Origin of the sequence: Pandoraea sp. XJJ-1, assembly GCF_026802345.1 — a bacterium.
Lineage (GTDB): Bacteria > Pseudomonadota > Gammaproteobacteria > Burkholderiales > Burkholderiaceae > Pandoraea > Pandoraea cepalis.
This window is the reverse complement of the sequence record NZ_CP113827.1, coordinates 3434794-3454028: the sequence shown is the minus strand read 5'-3', so window position 1 is coordinate 3454028 and position 19235 is coordinate 3434794. Positions and strand designations below refer to the sequence as shown.

At 61.7% G+C, this 19235-nt stretch carries 18 protein-coding genes and 1 tRNA gene; 16 read left to right on the top strand and 3 right to left on the bottom strand.

What is annotated here, in order from left to right; genetic code table 11:
- The 9 genes from OYT13_RS15780 to OYT13_RS15740 all read left to right on the top strand — a co-directional run bounded on the left by OYT13_RS15780 (window position 1) and on the right by OYT13_RS15740 (window position 8339).
- Entirely contained in the window at window positions 1-318 is a 318-nt protein-coding gene (locus OYT13_RS15780; protein ID WP_268566563.1) for a hypothetical protein, read from the top strand.
- Window position 319: 1 nt separating this feature from the next.
- Window positions 320-1969, top strand: a complete 1650-nt coding sequence (locus tag OYT13_RS15775; protein ID WP_268566562.1) for a hypothetical protein — start codon at window positions 320-322, stop codon at window positions 1967-1969.
- Window positions 1969-4638 carry a glucosaminidase domain-containing protein gene (locus tag OYT13_RS15770; RefSeq protein ID WP_268566561.1) on the top strand — a complete coding sequence of 890 codons (2670 nt, stop codon included), beginning with the start codon at window positions 1969-1971 and terminating at the stop codon, window positions 4636-4638. The genes OYT13_RS15775 and OYT13_RS15770 overlap by 1 nt, the downstream gene beginning before the upstream one ends.
- Window positions 4639-4712: 74 nt before the next feature.
- Window positions 4713-5924, top strand: coding sequence for a hypothetical protein (locus OYT13_RS15765; protein ID WP_268566560.1), 1212 nt, complete (start codon window positions 4713-4715; stop codon window positions 5922-5924).
- Window positions 5925-5945: 21 nt separating this feature from the next.
- Complete coding sequence (locus OYT13_RS15760; RefSeq protein WP_268566559.1) at window positions 5946-6782, top strand: hypothetical protein; 837 nt, start codon at window positions 5946-5948, stop codon at window positions 6780-6782.
- 2 nt (window positions 6783-6784) lie between these two features.
- The gene (locus OYT13_RS15755) at window positions 6785-7009 is read left to right on the top strand and encodes a hypothetical protein (protein ID WP_268566558.1); all 225 of its coding nucleotides are present in this window, start codon (window positions 6785-6787) and stop codon (window positions 7007-7009) included.
- A gap of 24 nt (window positions 7010-7033) precedes the next feature.
- Entirely contained in the window at window positions 7034-7279 is a 246-nt protein-coding gene (locus OYT13_RS15750; protein WP_268566557.1) for a hypothetical protein, read from the top strand.
- On the top strand, window positions 7276-7758 hold the full coding sequence (locus tag OYT13_RS15745; RefSeq protein WP_268566556.1) for a glycoside hydrolase family 108 protein: 483 nt from the start codon (window positions 7276-7278) through the stop codon (window positions 7756-7758). Before OYT13_RS15750 ends, OYT13_RS15745 begins: the two co-directional genes overlap by 4 nt.
- A complete protein-coding gene (locus OYT13_RS15740; protein ID WP_268566555.1) occupies window positions 7755-8339 on the top strand; it encodes a hypothetical protein in 585 nt (194 codons plus the stop codon). Before OYT13_RS15745 ends, OYT13_RS15740 begins: the two co-directional genes overlap by 4 nt.
- Before the next feature lie 55 nt (window positions 8340-8394).
- On the opposite strand, the gene OYT13_RS15735 is transcribed toward OYT13_RS15740, so the two are convergent.
- Window positions 8395-8469: transfer RNA gene (locus OYT13_RS15735), tRNA-Arg, on the bottom strand.
- Window positions 8470-8627: 158 nt separating this feature from the next.
- On the bottom strand, window positions 8628-9851 hold the full coding sequence (locus OYT13_RS15730; protein WP_268566554.1) for a CaiB/BaiF CoA transferase family protein: 1224 nt from the start codon (window positions 9849-9851) through the stop codon (window positions 8628-8630).
- A gap of 243 nt (window positions 9852-10094) precedes the next feature.
- On the opposite strand from OYT13_RS15730, the gene alaS reads away from it, so the two are divergent.
- From alaS to OYT13_RS15705, 5 genes are all read left to right on the top strand, one after another.
- Window positions 10095-12719 carry an alanine--tRNA ligase gene (gene alaS, locus OYT13_RS15725; RefSeq protein WP_268566553.1) on the top strand — a complete coding sequence of 875 codons (2625 nt, stop codon included), beginning with the start codon at window positions 10095-10097 and terminating at the stop codon, window positions 12717-12719.
- Between the two features lie 373 nt (window positions 12720-13092).
- Window positions 13093-14358 (top strand): YbfB/YjiJ family MFS transporter, encoded by a 1266-nt coding sequence (locus tag OYT13_RS15720; protein ID WP_261938304.1) that lies wholly within the window; start codon window positions 13093-13095, stop codon window positions 14356-14358.
- A gap of 54 nt (window positions 14359-14412) precedes the next feature.
- Window positions 14413-15183 carry a class II aldolase/adducin family protein gene (locus OYT13_RS15715; RefSeq protein ID WP_017231881.1) on the top strand — a complete coding sequence of 257 codons (771 nt, stop codon included), beginning with the start codon at window positions 14413-14415 and terminating at the stop codon, window positions 15181-15183.
- Window positions 15184-15290: 107 nt separating this feature from the next.
- Complete coding sequence (locus tag OYT13_RS15710; protein ID WP_017231880.1) at window positions 15291-15491, top strand: 4-oxalocrotonate tautomerase; 201 nt, start codon at window positions 15291-15293, stop codon at window positions 15489-15491.
- Between the two features lie 86 nt (window positions 15492-15577).
- Window positions 15578-16711, top strand: a complete 1134-nt coding sequence (locus OYT13_RS15705) for a threonine aldolase family protein (protein WP_017231879.1) — start codon at window positions 15578-15580, stop codon at window positions 16709-16711.
- Window positions 16712-16753: 42 nt separating this feature from the next.
- Here the strand turns inward: OYT13_RS15705 and OYT13_RS15700 are convergent, their stop codons facing one another.
- Window positions 16754-18049, bottom strand: a complete 1296-nt coding sequence (locus OYT13_RS15700; protein ID WP_268567891.1) for a chloride channel protein — start codon at window positions 18047-18049, stop codon at window positions 16754-16756.
- Between the two features lie 226 nt (window positions 18050-18275).
- Here OYT13_RS15700 and OYT13_RS15695 point away from each other — a divergent pair, with 226 nt between their 5' ends.
- Window positions 18276-18806: an NUDIX domain-containing protein gene (locus OYT13_RS15695; RefSeq protein ID WP_268566552.1), complete on the top strand. Its 531-nt coding sequence runs from the start codon at window positions 18276-18278 to the stop codon at window positions 18804-18806.
- A gap of 99 nt (window positions 18807-18905) precedes the next feature.
- Window positions 18906-19133 carry a sulfurtransferase TusA family protein gene (locus OYT13_RS15690; protein ID WP_017231876.1) on the top strand — a complete coding sequence of 76 codons (228 nt, stop codon included), beginning with the start codon at window positions 18906-18908 and terminating at the stop codon, window positions 19131-19133.
- Window positions 19134-19235 lie beyond the last annotated feature (102 nt).

Genomic DNA, 19235 nt, shown 5'->3' with positions numbered 1-19235 from the left:
ATGAGCCTCTTCAATCTTGGCGGCGGCGATATGGGGATGTCGTACGGCCCTACGCCGACGGGACTTTTTAGCGGACTGAATCAGATGGCGAACGCGACGCCGACGCCGGACTTGTCGGCTTCGTCAGGGGGAGACATGAATCCGATGCTCGCGGCGATGATGATGAGTTACGCGCTCTCGGGTGGCGGCCAGGGCGCGCAGCCTGCCCAGCAAGCCCAATTCGCCCAATATGCAGATCCGCAAGCGACGTTGTTGCCTGGGCCATCCACGCCTAACAACGCATTGCTCGGCCACGTGCTGATGCGAGGAGGGTATTGATATGGCTGGCCAAATCCTTGGTGGTCAAGGGATATTGTCGAATCCGCTGATCGCAACGCTGTCGCCCGACCAGCAGCAGAATCTTGTGCAGTTGCAGCAACGGCAGGCCATCGGGCAAGCCATGCTTGCGCAAGGGATGACGCCGCTCGATACCAGCAACGCGCAGGTCGGCGGTATGGCATATCACGTCAGCCCGCTCAACGGCTTCGCAAAGCTCCTGCAAGCCTATGTAGGCAACAAGCTGTCGATGGATTCGATGGGCCAGCAAGCTGGATTGATGAGCCAGATGGTTGGAAAGCCATTCTTAGGTGGAGACAATACTCAAGCTCAATCTACTGATTCTGGCGGGGGGCCCACCGTATCACTGCCGCCATCAAGCGCCAACGACACTGCGCCCATGCAAGGCGTTTCGGCAGGTTTGGGGCTGAATACGCCGACGCCGATCCAACTCGGGCAGGCTATGGGCGGCCAACAGCCTGCTGCCCATTACGGCCCCATGACGCTTCCCGGCAAGACTCCTCAAGAGTCGATGCAGATTTTCGCAATGGTTGGGCCGGACGCTTACAGTCGGATGCTCACCCAATGGGCTGCGCCGACGGATGCGACGCGTATGGCGCTCGCTGCTGGCCAAGACACGGCCCAAGCCAATGCAGGCGCACTGTTCAAGAACAACTATGTGGCGCCAAATCAGGGAACACCTGGAACCGTAGCGCGTGATCCTCGCACCAATATGCCGCTCTATTACTCGCCTGACGTGCCGAAGGGCGCACAGCCGGTATTTGGTGCTTCGGGTAACTTGGCGGGCGTGGCCCCGATGCAAGGTTCTGCCGCGGCGATTGCAAATGCAGCCGGTGCGGAAGCCCGTGGCCGGGCACAGTATGAACTGCACGACACATTCAACCCGACAACCAACACGCCCACGGTAGACACGGTATTCAATATTGCGAACCGCGCGAACGGAACCGGCCAAGGCGTCCAGACCGCTCCCGCACTCGGTGCGACGCCAGCGGCAAATGCGATGGCCGAGGGTGCCGCGAAGCAGGGCCTTTCACTGCAACAGCAAGCCGAGGGCGCGCCGATGCGCAAGTCCTACCTTGAGCAGATGGACAATGCACTTGGCCAGTTCGCCGGCGGCAAGGGGGCCGACTGGTCGCTTTATACGAAGTCGATGATCAACCGCACGCTGCCGACCGGCATGCAGCCGTTCGACCCAAAGAGTATCTCCAGCCAGGAAGATTTCAATAAGCAGTCGACGCAGTACGCGCTGCAGCAGTTCCAGACGCTCGGGTCGGCCGGTTCCGACAACTCGATGCAAACGACGTTGCACGCGAATCCGAACCAGCTCCTGTCGAACCTAGGCAACCATCAAATCATCCAATTGCTCAAGGGCAACGAGGATGCGATTGACGTCAAGAATCGCGCCTATCAGCAGTGGCTCTCGCAAGGTAATTCGCCGAAGGACTACGGCCAATTCCAGACGCAGTTCAATCATCGATTTGATCCGCGCATCTTCCAGTCGGTATACATGGCGCCAGACGAGCGCGGGCAACTCGTTAAGGGCATGACGGCGGCCGAGCAGCAAGCGTTCCGTCAGAAGTACAACTACGCCGTGCAAAACGGCTGGATCCCTGACCCGCGCGGAGGCCAGTAATGCCGACACAGGTTCAGAGCTTCGTTAGCCAGTACGCGCCGCTCGCCGCGCAGGTAGGTCAGCAGATCGGCGTGACGCCGGACGTTGTGCTCGGCCATTGGGGCGAGGAAACGGGATGGGGCAAGTCGATCATCCCGGGCACGAACAACCTCGGCAACATCAAGGGGCAAGGCATCGGAGCGACCGACAACATGACGGGTGCCACCGACCAATATCAGGCATTCGATTCCCCCGATGCATTCGGCTCCGGATTCGCGAGTTTAATAGCCAAGCACTATCCGGGCGCAGTCGGTACCGGCAGTGATGCGCAGGCTTATGCGACCGCATTGCAGAAAGGCGGCTATGCACAGGACCCGAACTACGCCTCGAAGCTAACGGGCGCGGTTGCGACCGTACGCAAGTTAGGCGACGTCCTCGCCTCGGCGATCTCCGGCTCTGTGCGCGCGAATGAGTTGACATCGGCGCAGCACGGTCAGCCTGGCGCCAGCAATGATCCATTCTCGGCTGCGTTTCTCGGGACGCAGGCAGTTTCGCAGCCCCCGGCTGCTACACAGGCGTCGAGCCCTCCGCAACCCACCAGCGCTCCGGGCAATGATCCGTTCTCTGCTGCATTCGGTCCGGCGTCGTCAGCGCCGTCGCCTGAGAAGGTTATCGCCCCGCCGCCCTCACCGGTCGCATCCATCACCGCCGGCCAGCGCATCAGTCAAGGGCTTCTCGATCCGATGAACGCGGGGGCTCAGCTGCTCACGCACACGCTCCCCGGCGCGGTTGTCAATGCAGTGAACCACGGAACGCAGTGGGTCAATAATCAGCCGGTCATAGGTCCGATTACGAAGGCGCTCGGCATGGTGCCGGCTACTTCCCAGCAGATCGACGCCTCTATCTCGAATCAAGAGGAGCAGTATCAGGCCGCGCGCAAGGCTGCCGGGCAGGACGGCGTCGACTGGCTGCGCCTCGGCGGAAACGTCGTCAGCCCCGTCACGATAGGCGCCGCGATGCTTTCGCCGGCAGCCGGCGCGACGGCTGGCATCGGCGGATTGGCGGCGGCAGGCGCGGGTGCCGGGGTCGTCGGTGGCGCGCTGCAACCTGTCACGCAGGATGCGGATACGCGCTTCTCCGGCCAGAAGCTCGGCCAGATGCTCGTCGGTGCGGGAACCGGCGCCGTCGCAACGCCGATCATGTCGAAAGTCATTGCGCCGCTCATATCGAAGGTCGCCGGTTATGTGTCGAATGCGGTCGGCGGCTCGTCGGGTGGTATGGCTGGCATGCAGGCAGCCGCGCAAACCGATCAGATGATCAGTCAGGCGCTGAAGGAAACCGGCCAAACGATCGCGGACGTGCCGGCTAGTCAGCTCGCAAACCTGCGCGCGACTGTTACAAATGCGCTCAAGAACGGTCAGCAGCTTGATCCGGCGGCGCTCATGCGCAATGCCGATTTCGAAGCTGTCGGTATCCCGCCGACGCTTGGCCAGATTACGCGCGATCCGGCGCAGTTCGCTGCCGAGCGCAATCTGCGCGGTATCGAAGGTGTCGGCGATCCCCTGCTGCAGAGGTTCAATTCGCAAAACCAAGCGCTCCAAAAAGGCATTTCCAACTTCGGCGGCAATCAGGCGCTCGAATCGTATCCGGCCGGCAAGATGCTCAGCGGCTCGCTCGCAGACGCTGACGAGACGATGCGCAAGGGGGTGACGGCGGCTTATCAAACCGCGCGTGCTTCATCGGGCGTCAACGATACGGTGCCCCTATCAGGCATTGCCCAGGACTACGCGACGATCCTGAACAACTACGCGGAGAAGGTGCCGGGCGGAGTGCGCAACGCGTTTGAGCAATATGGACTGCTCGGGGGCGCGCAGCGCAAGGTATTTGGCATCGGAGACGCTGAAAACCTCTTGAAGGTGATTAATGCGAACCGAAGCAACGATCCGGCCACGAACAGCGCGCTCGGCGAACTGTCAACGTCGGTCAAGAACGCGATATTGCAAGCTGATGATCAAGGCGGCGTCTTTGCAGCCCCGCGCGCTCTCGCCGCTCAACGGTTCGCCTTGCACGACGCAGTGCCGGCGCTGAACGCGGCTGCGCAGGGTACGGTCGCGCCCGATGACTTCGTGCAGCGCTTCATCATCAACGGCAATACGGAAGAGGTGCAAGGCCTCGCGAAACTGCTCGATCCGCAGTCGTTCCAGCAAGCGCGTGCGCAGATCGGGGCGAAGCTGCAAAACGCGGCGTTCGGCCAGAATGCAGCGGGGGACAAGATTTTCACGCCGGAACGCTATTCGAAAGCGCTATCCGATCTCGGCACTGACAAGCTAGGGGCCTTTTTCGGACCGCAAGAAATCGCGCAAATGCATGCCTTCGGGCGCGTGGGCGCCTACATAAATTCGACGCCGTCAGCCGCGGCCGTCAATACCTCGAATACGAGTTCGGCGATTCTTTCGGCGCTCGGCAAGGGTGCTCTCGGACTCTTCCACGTAGTCCCAGGTGGCAGCCTCGCCACGGGTGCCATCACGAAGGGGATGCAGGGAGCGACGAACGCGCGCGCAGTAGGCGAAGCACTGGCGGCACAGGTACCCCAGACGGCGACCCCCATGAATCCAGCGCAAGCGGCGCTTCTGGGCCGCCTGCTCTCTGGCGGCGGCCTTGCGGCGGGCATAGCGGCTGCGCCGCGCTAGGTCAAACACGATGCCCCAGAACGATATGCCAACAGCCATCGCAACTGCACCCAGATATTCCATAGGGGATCACCATGCCATTTAACGGAAGCGGCCTGTTCAATTTGCTATACAACTGGCAAAACGACGCGGCCCAGAATCTTAATATTAGCTCATCCCGGATGCAAAATCAGGATGCGGATATTGCCTCGGGCCTTTCCGATTGCATCACGAAGGATGGCCAGACGACGCCGACCGCGAACCTTCCGATGGGTGGCTTCCGGCACCTGAACGTCGCGAATGCAGTAGGGCGTGGCGAATATGCGGCTGTCGGGCAAGTGCAGGATTCTGCGTTCACCCTTCTGGGCAGCATCGCCGGCACCGACACAATCACGGGCACACTTTCTCCGGCGATCACGGCCTATGCCGCTGGACAGCGCTTTGATTTCATTTCTGCTGGCACCAATACGACGACCGCCGTCACATTGAATATCAATGGGCTGGGAGCAAAAAGCATCACAAAAAGTATCACTAGCGCTTTAGCTATCGGTGATATGCCGAAAGCAGGTGCGCGGGTCAGTGTTTTCTACGACGGCACCAGATTTCAGCTCGCACAGGTTGATTTGGGAAGTGTCGTTACGCTTCCTGCCGGGCAGACAAACGCGCTTCTTTTTGCCGTTGATTCCGGAGCGGCCAATGCCGCTGTAGCGGATTACTACCCAGCAATTAGCGCTCTCGTTGATGGCATGGTTTTGTGGTTTAAGGCGAAAGCCGCGAATACCGGAGCGGCCACGATCAATGTCAATAGCCTGGGTGTACAAAGCATTGTCGGCCTGAATCTATCGGCATTGCAGGGTGGCGAAATTGTTGCCGGCGGCCAATGCGGGATTATGTGGAGCGCAGCTCTTGGCGTTTTCATTTTGTTTTCCTCCGGCGGCGGAAATTTACAAATTCCTGCCGCGACCAAAAGCAATCACGCTATCAATCGCTCTCAAGCGCTAGGGGTCGGTCAGACGTGGTCTGATCAAACAGCAAATAGGGCAATTGGTACTGTTTATACAAACAATGGAAATGCTCCTATTCAAGTGATTGTGTGCGCCTATAGCACTCAGGCCGTTGCCGCTAATATAAGTATTGCTATTAATGGCTCGCTGACTATTGGTGAAATTGCGACAAATCAAAACAATGGGTCGTCATACCAAGCTTTTCGTAATTCATTTAGTTTTATCGTGCCCCCTGGTGCTACCTACGTCGTATCGAATGCTTCCAGCGTTTCCATAATTGCGAGCTGGTTAGAACTCAGCTAATCATAGATTTAAAGGAAAATTATGCTCACCAAAACTGCCGCCGTTTTCGCCCCTTTCGCCGTCGAATCCAGCGTTGTCAATTTCAACGGTCGGCTGATCATCCTGTACGTGCCACGCACGCCCGCGCAGGCCGACACGCTGGTCATCCGCGACTTCATCACCGGTGAGACGATCGGCACGGTGCCGGCACAGAGCATGTCGCTCGGCTGTGCGCTGGTGGTCGGCACCGCGCCGAACCAGACCTTGCATTACTGGGGGACGCGCGATGTAGGCGCCCCCGGCAACAGCATCTGGCACATGGAGACGACTGACCTCGCAACATGGTCAACTCCGGATCAGACATGGGTGGTTGGCGATCCGCGTCAGAAGATTTTCAATACCTCTGTGTGTTTCGATCCCGATGCCAATCGCTATGTGATGGCATACGAGACTTCGGAGCCATATTACGGATACACGGACTTCAACGTCCGTTGGTTTGTCTCGACCGATCTCGTTACGTGGGCTCCCTACGGCAACGTGTTCGGCTCAGATCGCTATGTTGCATGCCCACGCATTGACTACGCGAACGGGTACTACTACATGCATTACCTCGTCGTGGAATCGGGTGTCTTCAAGACCCGCGTGGCACGCGCAACCGATCCGTCTGGAACATGGACGGAATCGACTAAATATGCGTTGACGCCGACGCTGCCGGATGAGCTTTCCAACACGTCAGATATCGATTTCTGCGAAATGGGAGGCAACCTTTACTTTGCCTATGCCGCAGGTGATCAAGGCGCTGGCGCAACGAACGCAATGGACTTGAAGCAGGCGTTCGCCTACGGATCGAAAGCGGCATATCTGGCGTCATTCTTCTGACTATGAAGCGCTACCTGCTCAACTGGCTGATCTGGCTCGATGCGGGCCTCAATACACTGACCGGTGGTGATCCGCTGGAAACGATGAGTTCGCGCGCCGGTAAAGCGCAGAACGAGGGAAAACAGTGGGGGTGCTATCTCTGCCGCTTCCTCAGCCTGTTCCAAAAAGACCATTGCCAGAAATCCATCGACAACTCAGACGGACAACGCGCCGTCATTCCAGACTGATACGGGGGAAGCATGGAGCTTGGGATGATCATTCAGCTCGCCGGAGGTGGCGTGATTACCTTACTCGGATTTCTTCTCAGCCGGACATATGGTCGCATCGATCAGGCGCACAAGGATCTTGGGACAGTCCGCAAGGAGATGACGGAATTGGCATTGCAGGTCGCCAAGGAGTACATCCGGCGTGATGACTTCCAGGCTGTCACCGATGCCATTTTCAAGAAACTTGATCGCATCGAAGACAAGCTTGATGCCAAGGCCGATAAGCCATGAGCAGCTTTGACGATGCATTCGATGCCTTGATCGGCAATGAAGGTGGCTACAGCAACAATCCCGCTGATCCAGGCGGCGAAACAATGTTTGGGGTGACCGCACGTGTGGCGCGCGCCTACGGCTATCTCGGTCCCATGCGTGACTTGCCACGCGACACCGCCAAGGCGATTGCCAAAAAGCTCTATTGGGATCCTTTGCGGCTCGATGAACTCGACACCCGGGTCGCCTTCCAAATCTTCGACGCCAACTACAACGGCGGTCATCCTGTGATCTGGATGCAGGGCGCCGCGGGTACGAAGGTCGACGGCTTGATCGGGCCGCAGACCATTGCAGCGGTTCAGGCTACCGACCCGCTGCGATTCATGATGCGCTGGAACTCGCTACGCCTGACGTACTTCACATCGCTCAAGACCTGGCTTGACTTCGGCAAAGGCTGGTCCCGTCGTATTGCTTCAAATCTCATGAAAGGAGCTGCATGATGCCGCTTATCCCTATTGCAATGGCGCTCGCACAATTCGCGCCGATGATAGCCGGCTGGCTAGGCGGCTCCAAGGCCGAGGACGTTGCCAGCAAGGTTGTCGGTGTAGCCCAGGCGGTCACTGGACAGTCTGCCCCGGATGCCGCGCTCGCTGCCATTCAGGCCGATCCTAACCTCGCCATGCAGTTCCAGAAGGCGGTGCTCGAGCAGCAATCGCACCTCGCAGAAGTGGCTGCCGACTTGCAAAAAGCCGAGATTGCGGCCGATGCGCAGAATACCGCGGCCGTGAATCAAACCATGCAGGTTGAAGCCAAAGCCGACCACTGGCCAACTTACGCATGGCGCCCGTTCGTCGGCTTCTGCTTTGGATTGCTGGGGTTAGCATCCGGCGTGACGGTTGCCGTGGCCTATCTCAGTGTGATGTTCTTCAAGGTAAACGCAGAGGTGCTGTCCCAGTTGCCGGGGATGCTTGGCGCAGAGGCTGCCGTGATGGCTACTATGGCTCCCGTGCTCGGCATCGCCAGCTACTTCCGAGGCAAGATGCAGGCTGACCCCAGCGTCAAGACCGACAATCGAGGGTAATACGTGCTGATTTGACACAAACGTGTCACAGCGATCGCTGAAAGCCTTATTCTGCTGGTCCCCCCGACAGGAATCGAACCTGTATCTAGCGCTTAGGAGGCACTCGTTCTATCCATTGAACTACAGGGAGGGCGCGATTACGGTTTGACGCAGGCGTCCTACAGTCTCGCGAGCGCAAGAGTATAACAAAAAGCCCTTTCGCGACACCGCCAAAACATTGAGCGCGAATTGGCTCATGCCGACGACGCGCCGCGAAGCCCGTCGATTGTTTTTTTTCGATACTCCGATTCAAACCACGCCATCGGCGCGCAACTGCGCAATCCTGGCGTCGTCGAAGCCGAGGCGTTCACGCAGGATGTCGTCGCTGTGCTGCCCCAACGTGGGCGGCGCGGTGCGCGCGATCGGCGGCGTCTCGCTCATCTTCATGGGACTCGCGACCACCCGGGCGACACCCCCAGACGGATGCGGCAACGCCACTTCCATGCCGCGCGCCTTCACCTGCGGATTCGCGAACACCTCCGGCAACGTGTTGATCGGCCCGCATGGCACGCCCGCCGCTTCCAGCTTGTCGATCCAGACATCCTTCCCGAACTTGCGCACCATGTCGGCGAGCATCGGCACGAGCACTTCCCGTTGCCGCACGCGCGATGGATTCGTCGCAAAACGTGCGTCGTCCGCCAGTGCCGCTTCGCCGCCAGCCTCCACGAACTTGCGGAACTGGCCGTCGTTGCCCACCGCCACGATGATCCAGCCGTCGTCCGCCGTCTGGAATGTCTGGTACGGCACGATGTTCGGATGCGCATTGCCCCAGCGAACCGGTGCCTCGCCGCTTGCGAGATAATTCGTGTTCATGTTCGCCAGCATCGCCACCTGCGTGTCGAGCAGCGCCATGTCGATGTATTGACCGACTCCCGTGCGGTCACGATGCGTGAGCGCTGCCATGATGGCGATGGTCGCGTACATCCCGGTCATCAGATCGGCAATCGCGACGCCCGCCTTCTGTGGGCCGCCGCCCGGCAGGCCGTCACGCTCGCCCGTAATGCTCATGAAGCCCCCGATCCCCTGCACGATGAAGTCGTAGCCCGCGCGCGACGCGTAGGGGCCATCTTGGCCGAAGCCTGTCACCGAGCAATAGACGAGATCGGGCTTGATGGCGCGCAACGACGCGTAATCCAGCCCGTATTTCGCCAACTGACCAACTTTATAGTTCTCGACGATCACGTCGCTCTGCGCCGCCAATGCCTTGACGATCGCCTGCCCTTCGCCAGAGGCGATATCCAACGTGAGCGAGCGCTTGTTGCGGTTTGCGGCGAGGTAGTAGGCGGCTTCGCCCGTCTCGCGTCCGTCGGCGTCACGCTGATAAGGCGGCCCCCATCGGCGAGTGTCGTCCCCGACACCGGGGCGCTCGACCTTGATCACGTCCGCGCCCAGATCGGCCAGATTCTGTGTGGCCCATGGGCCGGCCAACACGCGCGAAAGGTCCAACACCCGGATATGACTCAGCGCACCCATCGTCCGCTCTCTCCTCGATTTCATCGTCTGATTGCTGTCCCGACGTTGTGATCGGAACATTGTTTTGCATTGCGGAACTAGCGCGTTGAAGTCTACGGTGTGCAATGCGCAACTGACCAGCGCCGTTTCGCAGTGCGGTTGTTGGCTGGGCGCTGTGGGGGGACTGATTTCCCGTATAATCAAAAGTTTGCAAAATACCCCGCCCAGCTTGACTGGCCCGGTCCCCACGCTCCTTCGCACGCTATGAAAGTCGCAGACATTCGGGAAAAATTCCTCACCTTCTTCGAGTCGAAGGGGCACACCATCGTGCGCTCGTCGAGCCTCGTGCCGTCCAACGACCCCACGCTGCTGTTCACGAACTCCGGCATGGTGCAGTTCAAGGACGTCTTCCTCGGTCTCGAAACGCGCCCCTACAAGCGCGCGACCACGGCCCAGCGCAGCGTGCGCGCGGGCGGAAAGCACAACGACCTCGAAAACGTCGGCTACACGGCCCGCCATCACACGTTCTTCGAAATGCTGGGCAACTTCTCGTTCGGCGATTACTTCAAGCGCGAAGCCATTCAATACGCTTGGGAACTGCTGACGGACGTCTACAAACTGCCCAAGGACAAGCTGTGGGTGACCGTCTACCAGGAAGACGACGAAGCCTACGACATCTGGGCAAAGGAAGTCGGCGTGCCGACCGAGCGCATCATCCGCATCGGCGACAACAAGGGCGCGCGTTACGCGTCGGACAACTTCTGGCAGATGGCCGACACCGGTCCGTGCGGCCCGTGCTCGGAAATTTTCTTCGACCACGGCGCAGACGTGTGGGGCGGCCCGCCCGGATCGCCGGAAGAAGACGGCGACCGCTATATCGAAGTCTGGAACCTCGTGTTCATGCAGTTCAACCGCGACGAGCAGGGCAACATGACGCCGCTGCCCAAGCCGTGCGTGGATACCGGTATGGGGCTGGAGCGTATCGCGGCCGTGCTGCAACACGTACACAGCAACTACGAGATCGACCTGTTCCAGCACCTGATCAAGGCGGCCGGCCGTGAGACCGGCGTGACCGATCTCGCCGCGAACTCGCTCAAGGTGATCGCCGATCACATCCGCGCGTGCTCGTTCCTGATCGTCGACGGCGTGATTCCGGGCAATGAAGGCCGCGGCTATGTGCTGCGCCGAATCATCCGCCGTGCGATCCGCCACGGTTACAAGCTCGGCTGCAAGACGCCGTTTTTCTACAAGCTCGTGCCCGACCTGGTCGCCGAGATGGGCGCGGCCTATCCGGAACTGGCGCAGGCGCAGCAGCGCGTGACCGACGTGCTCAAGCAGGAAGAGGAACGCTTTGGCGAGACCATCGAGAACGGCATGGAGATTCTCGACGGCGCCCTGGCCGATCTGGCCAAGCGCGGCGTGACTACGCTCGACGGCGAACTCGCCTTCAAACTGCACGATACGTACGGCTTCCCGCTCGACCTGACGGCGGACGTCTGCCGCGAGCGCAGCATCACCGTGGACGAAGCGAGCTTCGACGCCGCCATGGCGCGTCAACGCGAACAGGCGCGTGCCGCCGGCAAGTTCAAGATGGCGACGGCCCTCGAATACAACGGCGACAAGACGCGCTTCCAGGGCTACGACAAGCTCGCGCTCGACGGCGCGAAGGTGACCGCGCTCTACGTCGACGGCACGAGTGTGAACAAGCTCGCCGCCGGGCAGCAGGGCATCGTAGTGCTCGATACCACGCCTTTCTACGCAGAGTCGGGCGGCCAGGTGGGCGATCAAGGGCTGATTACGGCGGGCAGCGCCCGCTTCGGTGTGTCGGACACGCAGAAGATTCAGGCTGACGTCTTCGGTCACTACGGCAAGCTGGAATCGGGTGAATTGACCGTGGGCGCGGCGGTCACGGCGCAGGTCGATGCCGTGCGTCGCGCACGCACCGTTCGCAACCACTCCGCAACGCACCTGATGCACAAGGCGCTGCGCGAAGTGCTGGGCGGCCACGTGCAACAGAAGGGCTCGCTCGTCGACGCCGACAAGACCCGTTTCGACTTTGCCCACAATGCCGCGATGACGGCCGACGACATCCGTCGTGTGGAGGACATCGTCAACGCCGAAGTGCTGGCCAATGCTCCGACGCAGGCCGCCGTGATGTCGTTTGACGACGCGGTGAAGGGCGGCGCGATGGCTCTGTTCGGTGAGAGGTACGGCGACGAAGTGCGGGTGCTCGATATCGGCACGTCGCGCGAACTGTGCGGCGGTACGCACGTGGCGCGCACGGGCGACATCGGCCTGTTCAAGATCGTGATGGAAGGGGGCGTCGCCGCCGGTATTCGCCGCGTGGAAGCGATCACCGGCGACAACTCGGTGCGTTTCGTGCAGAAGCTCGACGATCAGGTCAACGAAGCGGCTGCGGCGCTCAAGACCCAGCCGGCCGAACTGACGCCACGCATCGCGCAGGTGCAGGAACAGGTCAAGTCGCTGGAAAAGGAACTGGCGGCACTCAAGTCTAAGCTGGCGTCGAGCCAGGGCGACGAATTGCTCGAGAAGGCCGTCGATGTGAGCGGTCTGAAGGTGCTGGCCGCGCAACTCGAAGGCGCCGACGTCAAGTCGCTGCGCGAGACGATGGACAAGCTCAAGGACAAGCTGGGCAGCGCGGCAATCGTGCTCGCGGCGGTCGAGGGCGGCAAGGTCAGCCTGATCGCCGGCGTGACGGCCGACGCCACCAGCAAGGTCAAGGCGGGTGAGCTGGTCAACTTCGTCGCGCAACAGGTCGGCGGCAAGGGCGGTGGTCGTCCCGACATGGCGCAGGCCGGTGGTACCGATCCGTCGCAGTTGTCGCAGGCGCTCGCCGGTGTGCAGGGCTGGGTGGCTGGCAAGCTGTAACGGTGAGGCGAGCGCGGCGGTGTCCGTCGCGGCTCGCTGTGGGACCTGTCAGCCCCGGTAGCGCGTCGGGATCGCGCTTGCCGCTTGCCGCACGCAAGTTGCACAGAACCCCAAGCGTTGGATCGCGATCCGACCCTTGGGGTTTTTTTATCATGTGGCCTGATGCCCCAGCAGTACAGTTTCGGTATTCGAAAGGATCTGTAAGCGGGAGAGGTCAGTGTTTCGCAAGCGAAAGGATTCAGGCGGACGCGCACGGAAAATGCCGCGCATTGCCCCTGATGCCACAGGGGAACCCCCGCTTGTCCTGATGGTTTGCATGTAAAGTATTCGGCAGACCTCGCGTGTCGTCGCGCGATTTTCCCCCGCTACCGTTATGCCCGCCACTTTCACCGAATCCGACCGCGCCATCTCGTCGCGCCAGCCGTCCCCTGAGCGCGCGGCGTGGCGCATTGCGCTGTCTTGCATGCTCGCGCTCGCCATTGCCATGGGGATTGGCCGCTTCGCGTTCACGCCGATGCTGCCGCTGATGCTGCATGAGCACCTCACCGACATTCAACACGGCAGTTGGCTCGCGTCGCTCAACTATGCGGGCTACTTCGTCGGCGCGCTGTCGTGTATGTGGCTGCGCTTCACCCCGACGCGCATCGTGCGTTTCGCACTGGCGCTCACGGTCGTGCTGACGCTCGCCATGGGCCTGCTCGATTCGTTCGCCGTGTGGGCCGTCGTGCGTACGCTGGCGGGGATCATGAGTGCCTGGGCGATGGTGTTTTCGGCCGGCTGGGCCTTCCGAAAGCTCGGTGAGCTACACATGCCGAGTCTGGGGGGCGTGATTTTCGCGGGCCCCGGCGCCGGCATCGTGGTGACGGGGCTGCTCGCGAGCCTGAACAGCTCGCTCGCGTGGCCTGCGCGCGGTGGTTGGCTGCTGTGCGGGGGGCTGGCGCTGGCGCTGCTCGCGTTGATCTGGCGCACCTTCGAGCCGGATGGCCCCGCACCCGCGACGGCAGCTGGCGCGGCAAACCCCGGGCACGCTACGCACGCCGCACAGGCGCAAACCGCGGCGCATGCCGTCAATCATGGCAGCGGCGAGACGGTGATTCCCGTCACGGTGCTCTACGGATTTGCCGGCTTCGGCTACATCATCACCGCCACCTTCCTTCCGGTGATTGCGCGGCAGGCGCTGCCTGGCTCTCCGTGGCCGGATCTCTTCTTTCCGTTGCTCGGCCTCATGGTGATGCCCGGTGCGATCATCGGTGCACGGGCGCCACAGGCCTGGGACAATCGTCTACTGCTCGCGGCATGCTATGTCACGCAAGGGGTGGGCGTTGGCATCGGCATCGTGCTGCCGAACGTCGTGGGGTTCGCGGTGGGTAGCGTGCTGGTCGGACTGCCGTTCACGGCGATTACCGTGTACGCGGTGCGCGAGTGCCGACGCCTGCGTGGGGACAATGCCAATGGTCTGATCGGCCTGGTGACGGCATCCTACGGGATCGGGCAGATCGTTGGACCGCTGGTCGCGGCGCCTCTGGTCGCGGCGACCGGTAACTTCACGGCAGCACTGCTATGTGCGAGTGGCGCGCTGGTGTTCGGGGCGATCGGCTTCGTATGGGACTGGCGACGCTCGCTCGAGCGCGCACCTTGATGCGCCCGGGCGCCAAGGCGCCGCGGCGACACTCTCATCCCCTTGGAACTTGCTATGTCTTTTACCCTGCAGGCGGGCAGAAAAGCCGCCACCGCCATCAGCGACGCCGAGCGCCAGATGCGTGTCGACCTTGCAGCGTGTTACCGGCTCGTTGCGCTGTATGGCTGGGACGATCTCATCTACACCCATATCTCGGCGATGGTGCCGGGAGAGCCGGGGCACTTCCTCATCAATCCATTCGGTCTGACGTTCGATGAGGTGACAGCGTCGAACCTGGTGAAGATTACGATGACCGGCGAGATCGTGGGCGAGAGCGAACATCCGGTGAACGTGACCGGGTTTGCGCTGCATGGCGCGGTGCACGCGGCACGTCCGGACGCCGTATGCGTCATGCATTTGCACAACACGGCAGGTATCGCGGTGTCGATCCAGCCGCAAGGTCTGCTGCCGATCTCGCAGCACGCGCTGCGTTTTCACGAGCGTATCGGATATCACGATTACGAGGGGCTGGCGTTTTCGCCGTCCGAGGGCGAGCGGCTCGTGGCGTCGCTCGGCGCGCATTCGGCCATGCTGTTGCGCAATCACGGCACGCTTACGACGGGACGCTCGGTGGCCGAGGCCTTCGTGCTGATGGCAACGCTCATCAAGGCGTGCGAGATCCAGTTGCAGGCGCTGGCGGGCGGTACGGCGCCCCATCTGCCGAGTCCGGCCGTGCAGGACAAGACCGCGCTTCAGCTCGAAGATGGGGGCGCCATCGAAGGCGTGCTCGAGTGGCCTGCGCTGCTGCGCAAACTGGATAGAATAGACGCCTCGTTTCGCGATTGAACGCCGCGCGGGCGCAACATCGGGAACGCACGGCAAGCCCGCGAGCTTTGAATGCGAGCATGGGCGGCGCTGCCGATCTTGATAACGACACAAGGAGAGAGACTGCAATGCCAACGTTTCACGTCGAGATGTTCGAGGGGCGCTCGATCGAGCAAAAGCGCGCATTCGTCAAAGCGGTCACGGAAGCGGCCGTCGCGACGATCGGTTGCACGCCGGAGTCTGTCGACATCATCATTACTGACGTCAAGCCCGAGAACTGGGCCACCGCCGGCGCGCTGTGGTCGGATCCGCGTCCCGAGTCAGTCTGAAGGTGCCGGTGGTCTCCCGCAGGGGCGCCACCGGTAGGTCGAAGGCAGGGGGCTCGCAGGATCCCTGCCGCATTGATGAGGTTGTCATGTCGCAAGTCCCGTCTGCATCGAACATTCTCGCCTCCGCCCTCACGAACGCTCCGTCCCTGACGGCCGCCGATGGTGGGGCGGCCCAAACGCCACAACATTTTGCCTCCGACAACTACGCCGGGATTTGTCCCGAGGCGTTGCATTATCTGATTGAGGCCAATGCCAGCGGCCACGAAGTCGCTTATGGCGACGATACCTGGACGCAGCGTGTCTGCGACGGTATTCGCAATCTGTTCGATACGGATTGCGACGTCTTCTTCGTCTTCAACGGCACGGCGGCAAATTCACTGGCGCTGGCCTCGTTGTCGCAGTCGTATCACTCCGTGATCTGCCACGAACTGGCCCACGTCGAGACCGACGAGTGCGGCGGTCCCGAATTTTTCTCCAATGGCGCGAAGCTGCTTACCGCCCGCGGTCGCGAGAACAACGGCAAGCTCACCCCGGACGCCATCGAGTCCGTCATCAATCGACGCTCCGATATTCACTTCCCGAAGCCCAAGGTCGTCACGCTGACGCAGGCCACGGAGGTCGGCACGGTCTACTCGGTCGACGAGGTCAAGGCGATCTCGGCGTTGGCCAAACGGCGCAACTTGCGCGTGCATATGGATGGCGCGCGCTTTGCCAATGCGGTCGCGACGCTGGGCTGTCATCCGGGCGACGTGACGTGGCGGGCCGGCGTGGACGTGCTTTGCTTCGGCGGTACGAAGAACGGGCTGCCGGTCGGCGAGGCAGTGGTGTTCTTCAATCGCTCGCTGTCGGAAGACTTCGCGTATCGGGTAAAACAGGCCGGGCAATTGGCCTCGAAGATGCGGTTCATTTCCGCGCCCTGGCTTGGCATGCTGGAGAACGACACCTGGCTGCGCAACGCGCGTCACGCGAATGCGATGGCGCAGTTGCTCGCGCAGCGCATTCGCGACGTGCCGGGTGTGTCGATCATGTTCGAGACGCAAGCCAATGCCGTATTCGCGGAACTGCCGCTGCATGTGATCGAGGCGCTCCGCGCCAAGGGCTGGCGCTTCTACACGTTCATCGGCGCGGGCGGTTGCCGCTTGATGTGCGCGTGGGACACCCGGCCGGAGACGGTCGAGCGTCTGGCGGCGGATATTCGGGCGCTGTGCGCGAACCGGTGACGCACACGTCATCGATCCCGGCACGGCAGTCCGTCGCGCGATTTATGCTTGTCGCGGTGTGGGCGCCGTGGGGGTGAGAAAACGATGCGCCAGCGCGTGATAGAACGACGGCGCGATCGTTTTCGACACCTGGGTCGAGAGCAGGGCCACGGCCATGAGCGGGATCACCATCTGGTGGCCGTCGATCATCTCCATGACGATCACGAACGACGTGATCGGTGATTGCGTGACCGCCGCCAGATACCCGACCATACACAACGCGGCAATGGCCGGGAGCGGTACCACCGATGTGAGATGGGCCATCACGTTGCCCAGCCCGGCCCCAATGGCGAGCGACGGCGCGAAAATGCCGCCCGGAATGCCCGACAGGTAGGACACACACAACGCCGCGAACTTCAACAGGGCATAGAGCGGCGACAGTGCGACATGCGACTCCAGCAGGCCGCGCGCCTCCGCGTAGCCGCTGCCGAAGGTCGTGCCCCCCGAGACCAGTCCGATGATGGCGATGGCCAGACCACACAGAAACGCGAAGCGCACCGGGTGCGCACGACGCATGCCGACCAGCGGCGCGGGCATCCAGCGCGGCACGTTGAGCATCAGCCAGCCGAACAGTCCGCCGGCCACGCCGGTCAGCAGGCTGGCGGCAACGAGCACCGGGATCAGCGTCCAGTGAAACTCGCTGAGCGCCTTGATCTGTCCGAAGTACAGGTAGTTGCCCTGTAGACCGAGTGCCACGACGCCGGAAAAGATGATGGCTGTGATGAGCGTGCCGGAGCTGCGAGCGACGAAGCTGCGGCTCAGTTCCTCAATGGCGAATACCACGCCCGCGAGCGGCGTGTTGAACGCCGCCGCGAGGCCCGCGGCCGCGCCGGCCAGCGTCAGCTGACGCTCGATATGGACACTGCTGCGCCGATACCCGCGCCGCATGGCATACATGAGCGACGCGCCGATCTGCACCGTCGGCCCTTCGCGACCGATGGTGAAGCCGCAAAGAATGCCGATAAACGAGATCGCGATCTTGCCAATCATGATGCGCATCGACAATAGCGACGACGACAGGCGCGACTCCTGAAGTGTTGCGATGACTTGAGGAATCCCACTGCCCTCTGAGCCGCGGAAGAACTTCTGCGTCAGCCAGATGGCCAGCGAGGCGCCAAGCGGCGTGACGATCAGGGGCAGCCAGATGCCATGCGACAGCATGCGCTGGAACAGCTCGAAGCCGAAGTCGATCAGCTTGGCGTACACCACCGAGACCAGACCCACGAGCACCGCACCCAGCCAGAACACGCCGTAGTTATGCCAGAGACGACGCGAGCGATGGATGCCACGTCTGGCCAGCCGCTTCGATAATGTGAGCGATGCAGGCGACGCAGGCGGGGAGGGCGGTGTTGACGAGGCGTTGGACGAGAGATCTGACACGGGATCGTGAGCGACGACGGAGAAGGGTTTGCGCGATTATACGCCGTGGCCCCAATGGGCTTGGTCCACAGGTGTCTCGGAATCTGCGGAATGTGCAGCGCGTCATGAGTTCATTTAAGATATTCGAATTCGCCAAAGAACGATCATGAACGAACTCATTTTCTGTCCCCGCTGTGCCTCGCCGCTCGACTCGCGCGAGGTCGCCGGGCGCATTCGCCGCGCCTGTCCCGACGCGGCTTGCGGTTTCGTCCATTGGGACAATCCGCTGCCGGTCGTGGCCGGACTCGTGGAGTACCGCGGCCAGATCCTGCTGGCGCGCAATGCCACCTGGACCGAGGGCATGTTTGCGCTCATCACGGGCTTTCTCGAGCGCGACGAAACGCCTGAAGACGGCATCCGGCGCGAGATCAAGGAAGAGACCAATCTGGATGCTGGCGCGATGTCGCTGCTCGGCGTCTACGAATTCATGCGCAAGAACGAGCTGATCATCGCGTATCACGCGGTCTGCGATGGCGACATTCGTCTGTCGGACGAACTCGCTGAGTTCCGGCTTGTCGAGCCTGAGCGGGTGCGTCCGTGGCGCGCCGGCACCGGGCACGCGGTGGCGGAGTGGCTGCGGCGGCGCAATCTGCCGGTCGAGTACGTCGAATCGGCCCGGCAATCCATTGCCGGCTGACAAGCGGGCGCGAGGACTGCGGTAGAATCGCAGCTTGCGGGCCAACCCCCGGTACACGATCAGAACGAGTCGGATCCAAGGGACATCAGGAACATGAGCATGGAATTTCAGAAAGAAGTCGACGCAAGCGGACTGAACTGCCCGCTGCCGATCCTGCGCGCCAAGAAAGCGCTCGCCGACATGCAGAGCGGCGAAGTGTTGCACATCATTGCCACCGATCCGGGCTCGGCGCGCGACTTCAGCGCGTTTGCCAAGCAAACCGGCAACGAACTCATCGAATCGCGCGAAGAGGGCAAGACGTTTCACTTCCTGATGCGCCGCCGCTGATCGCGTGGCGGCAACTCGCCGAGCCCGACCGCCGCAGCGTGATGGGCGGCGCAGCGGGCACAAAAAAGCCGACGGACAACTGCCGTCGGCTTTTTCTTTGAC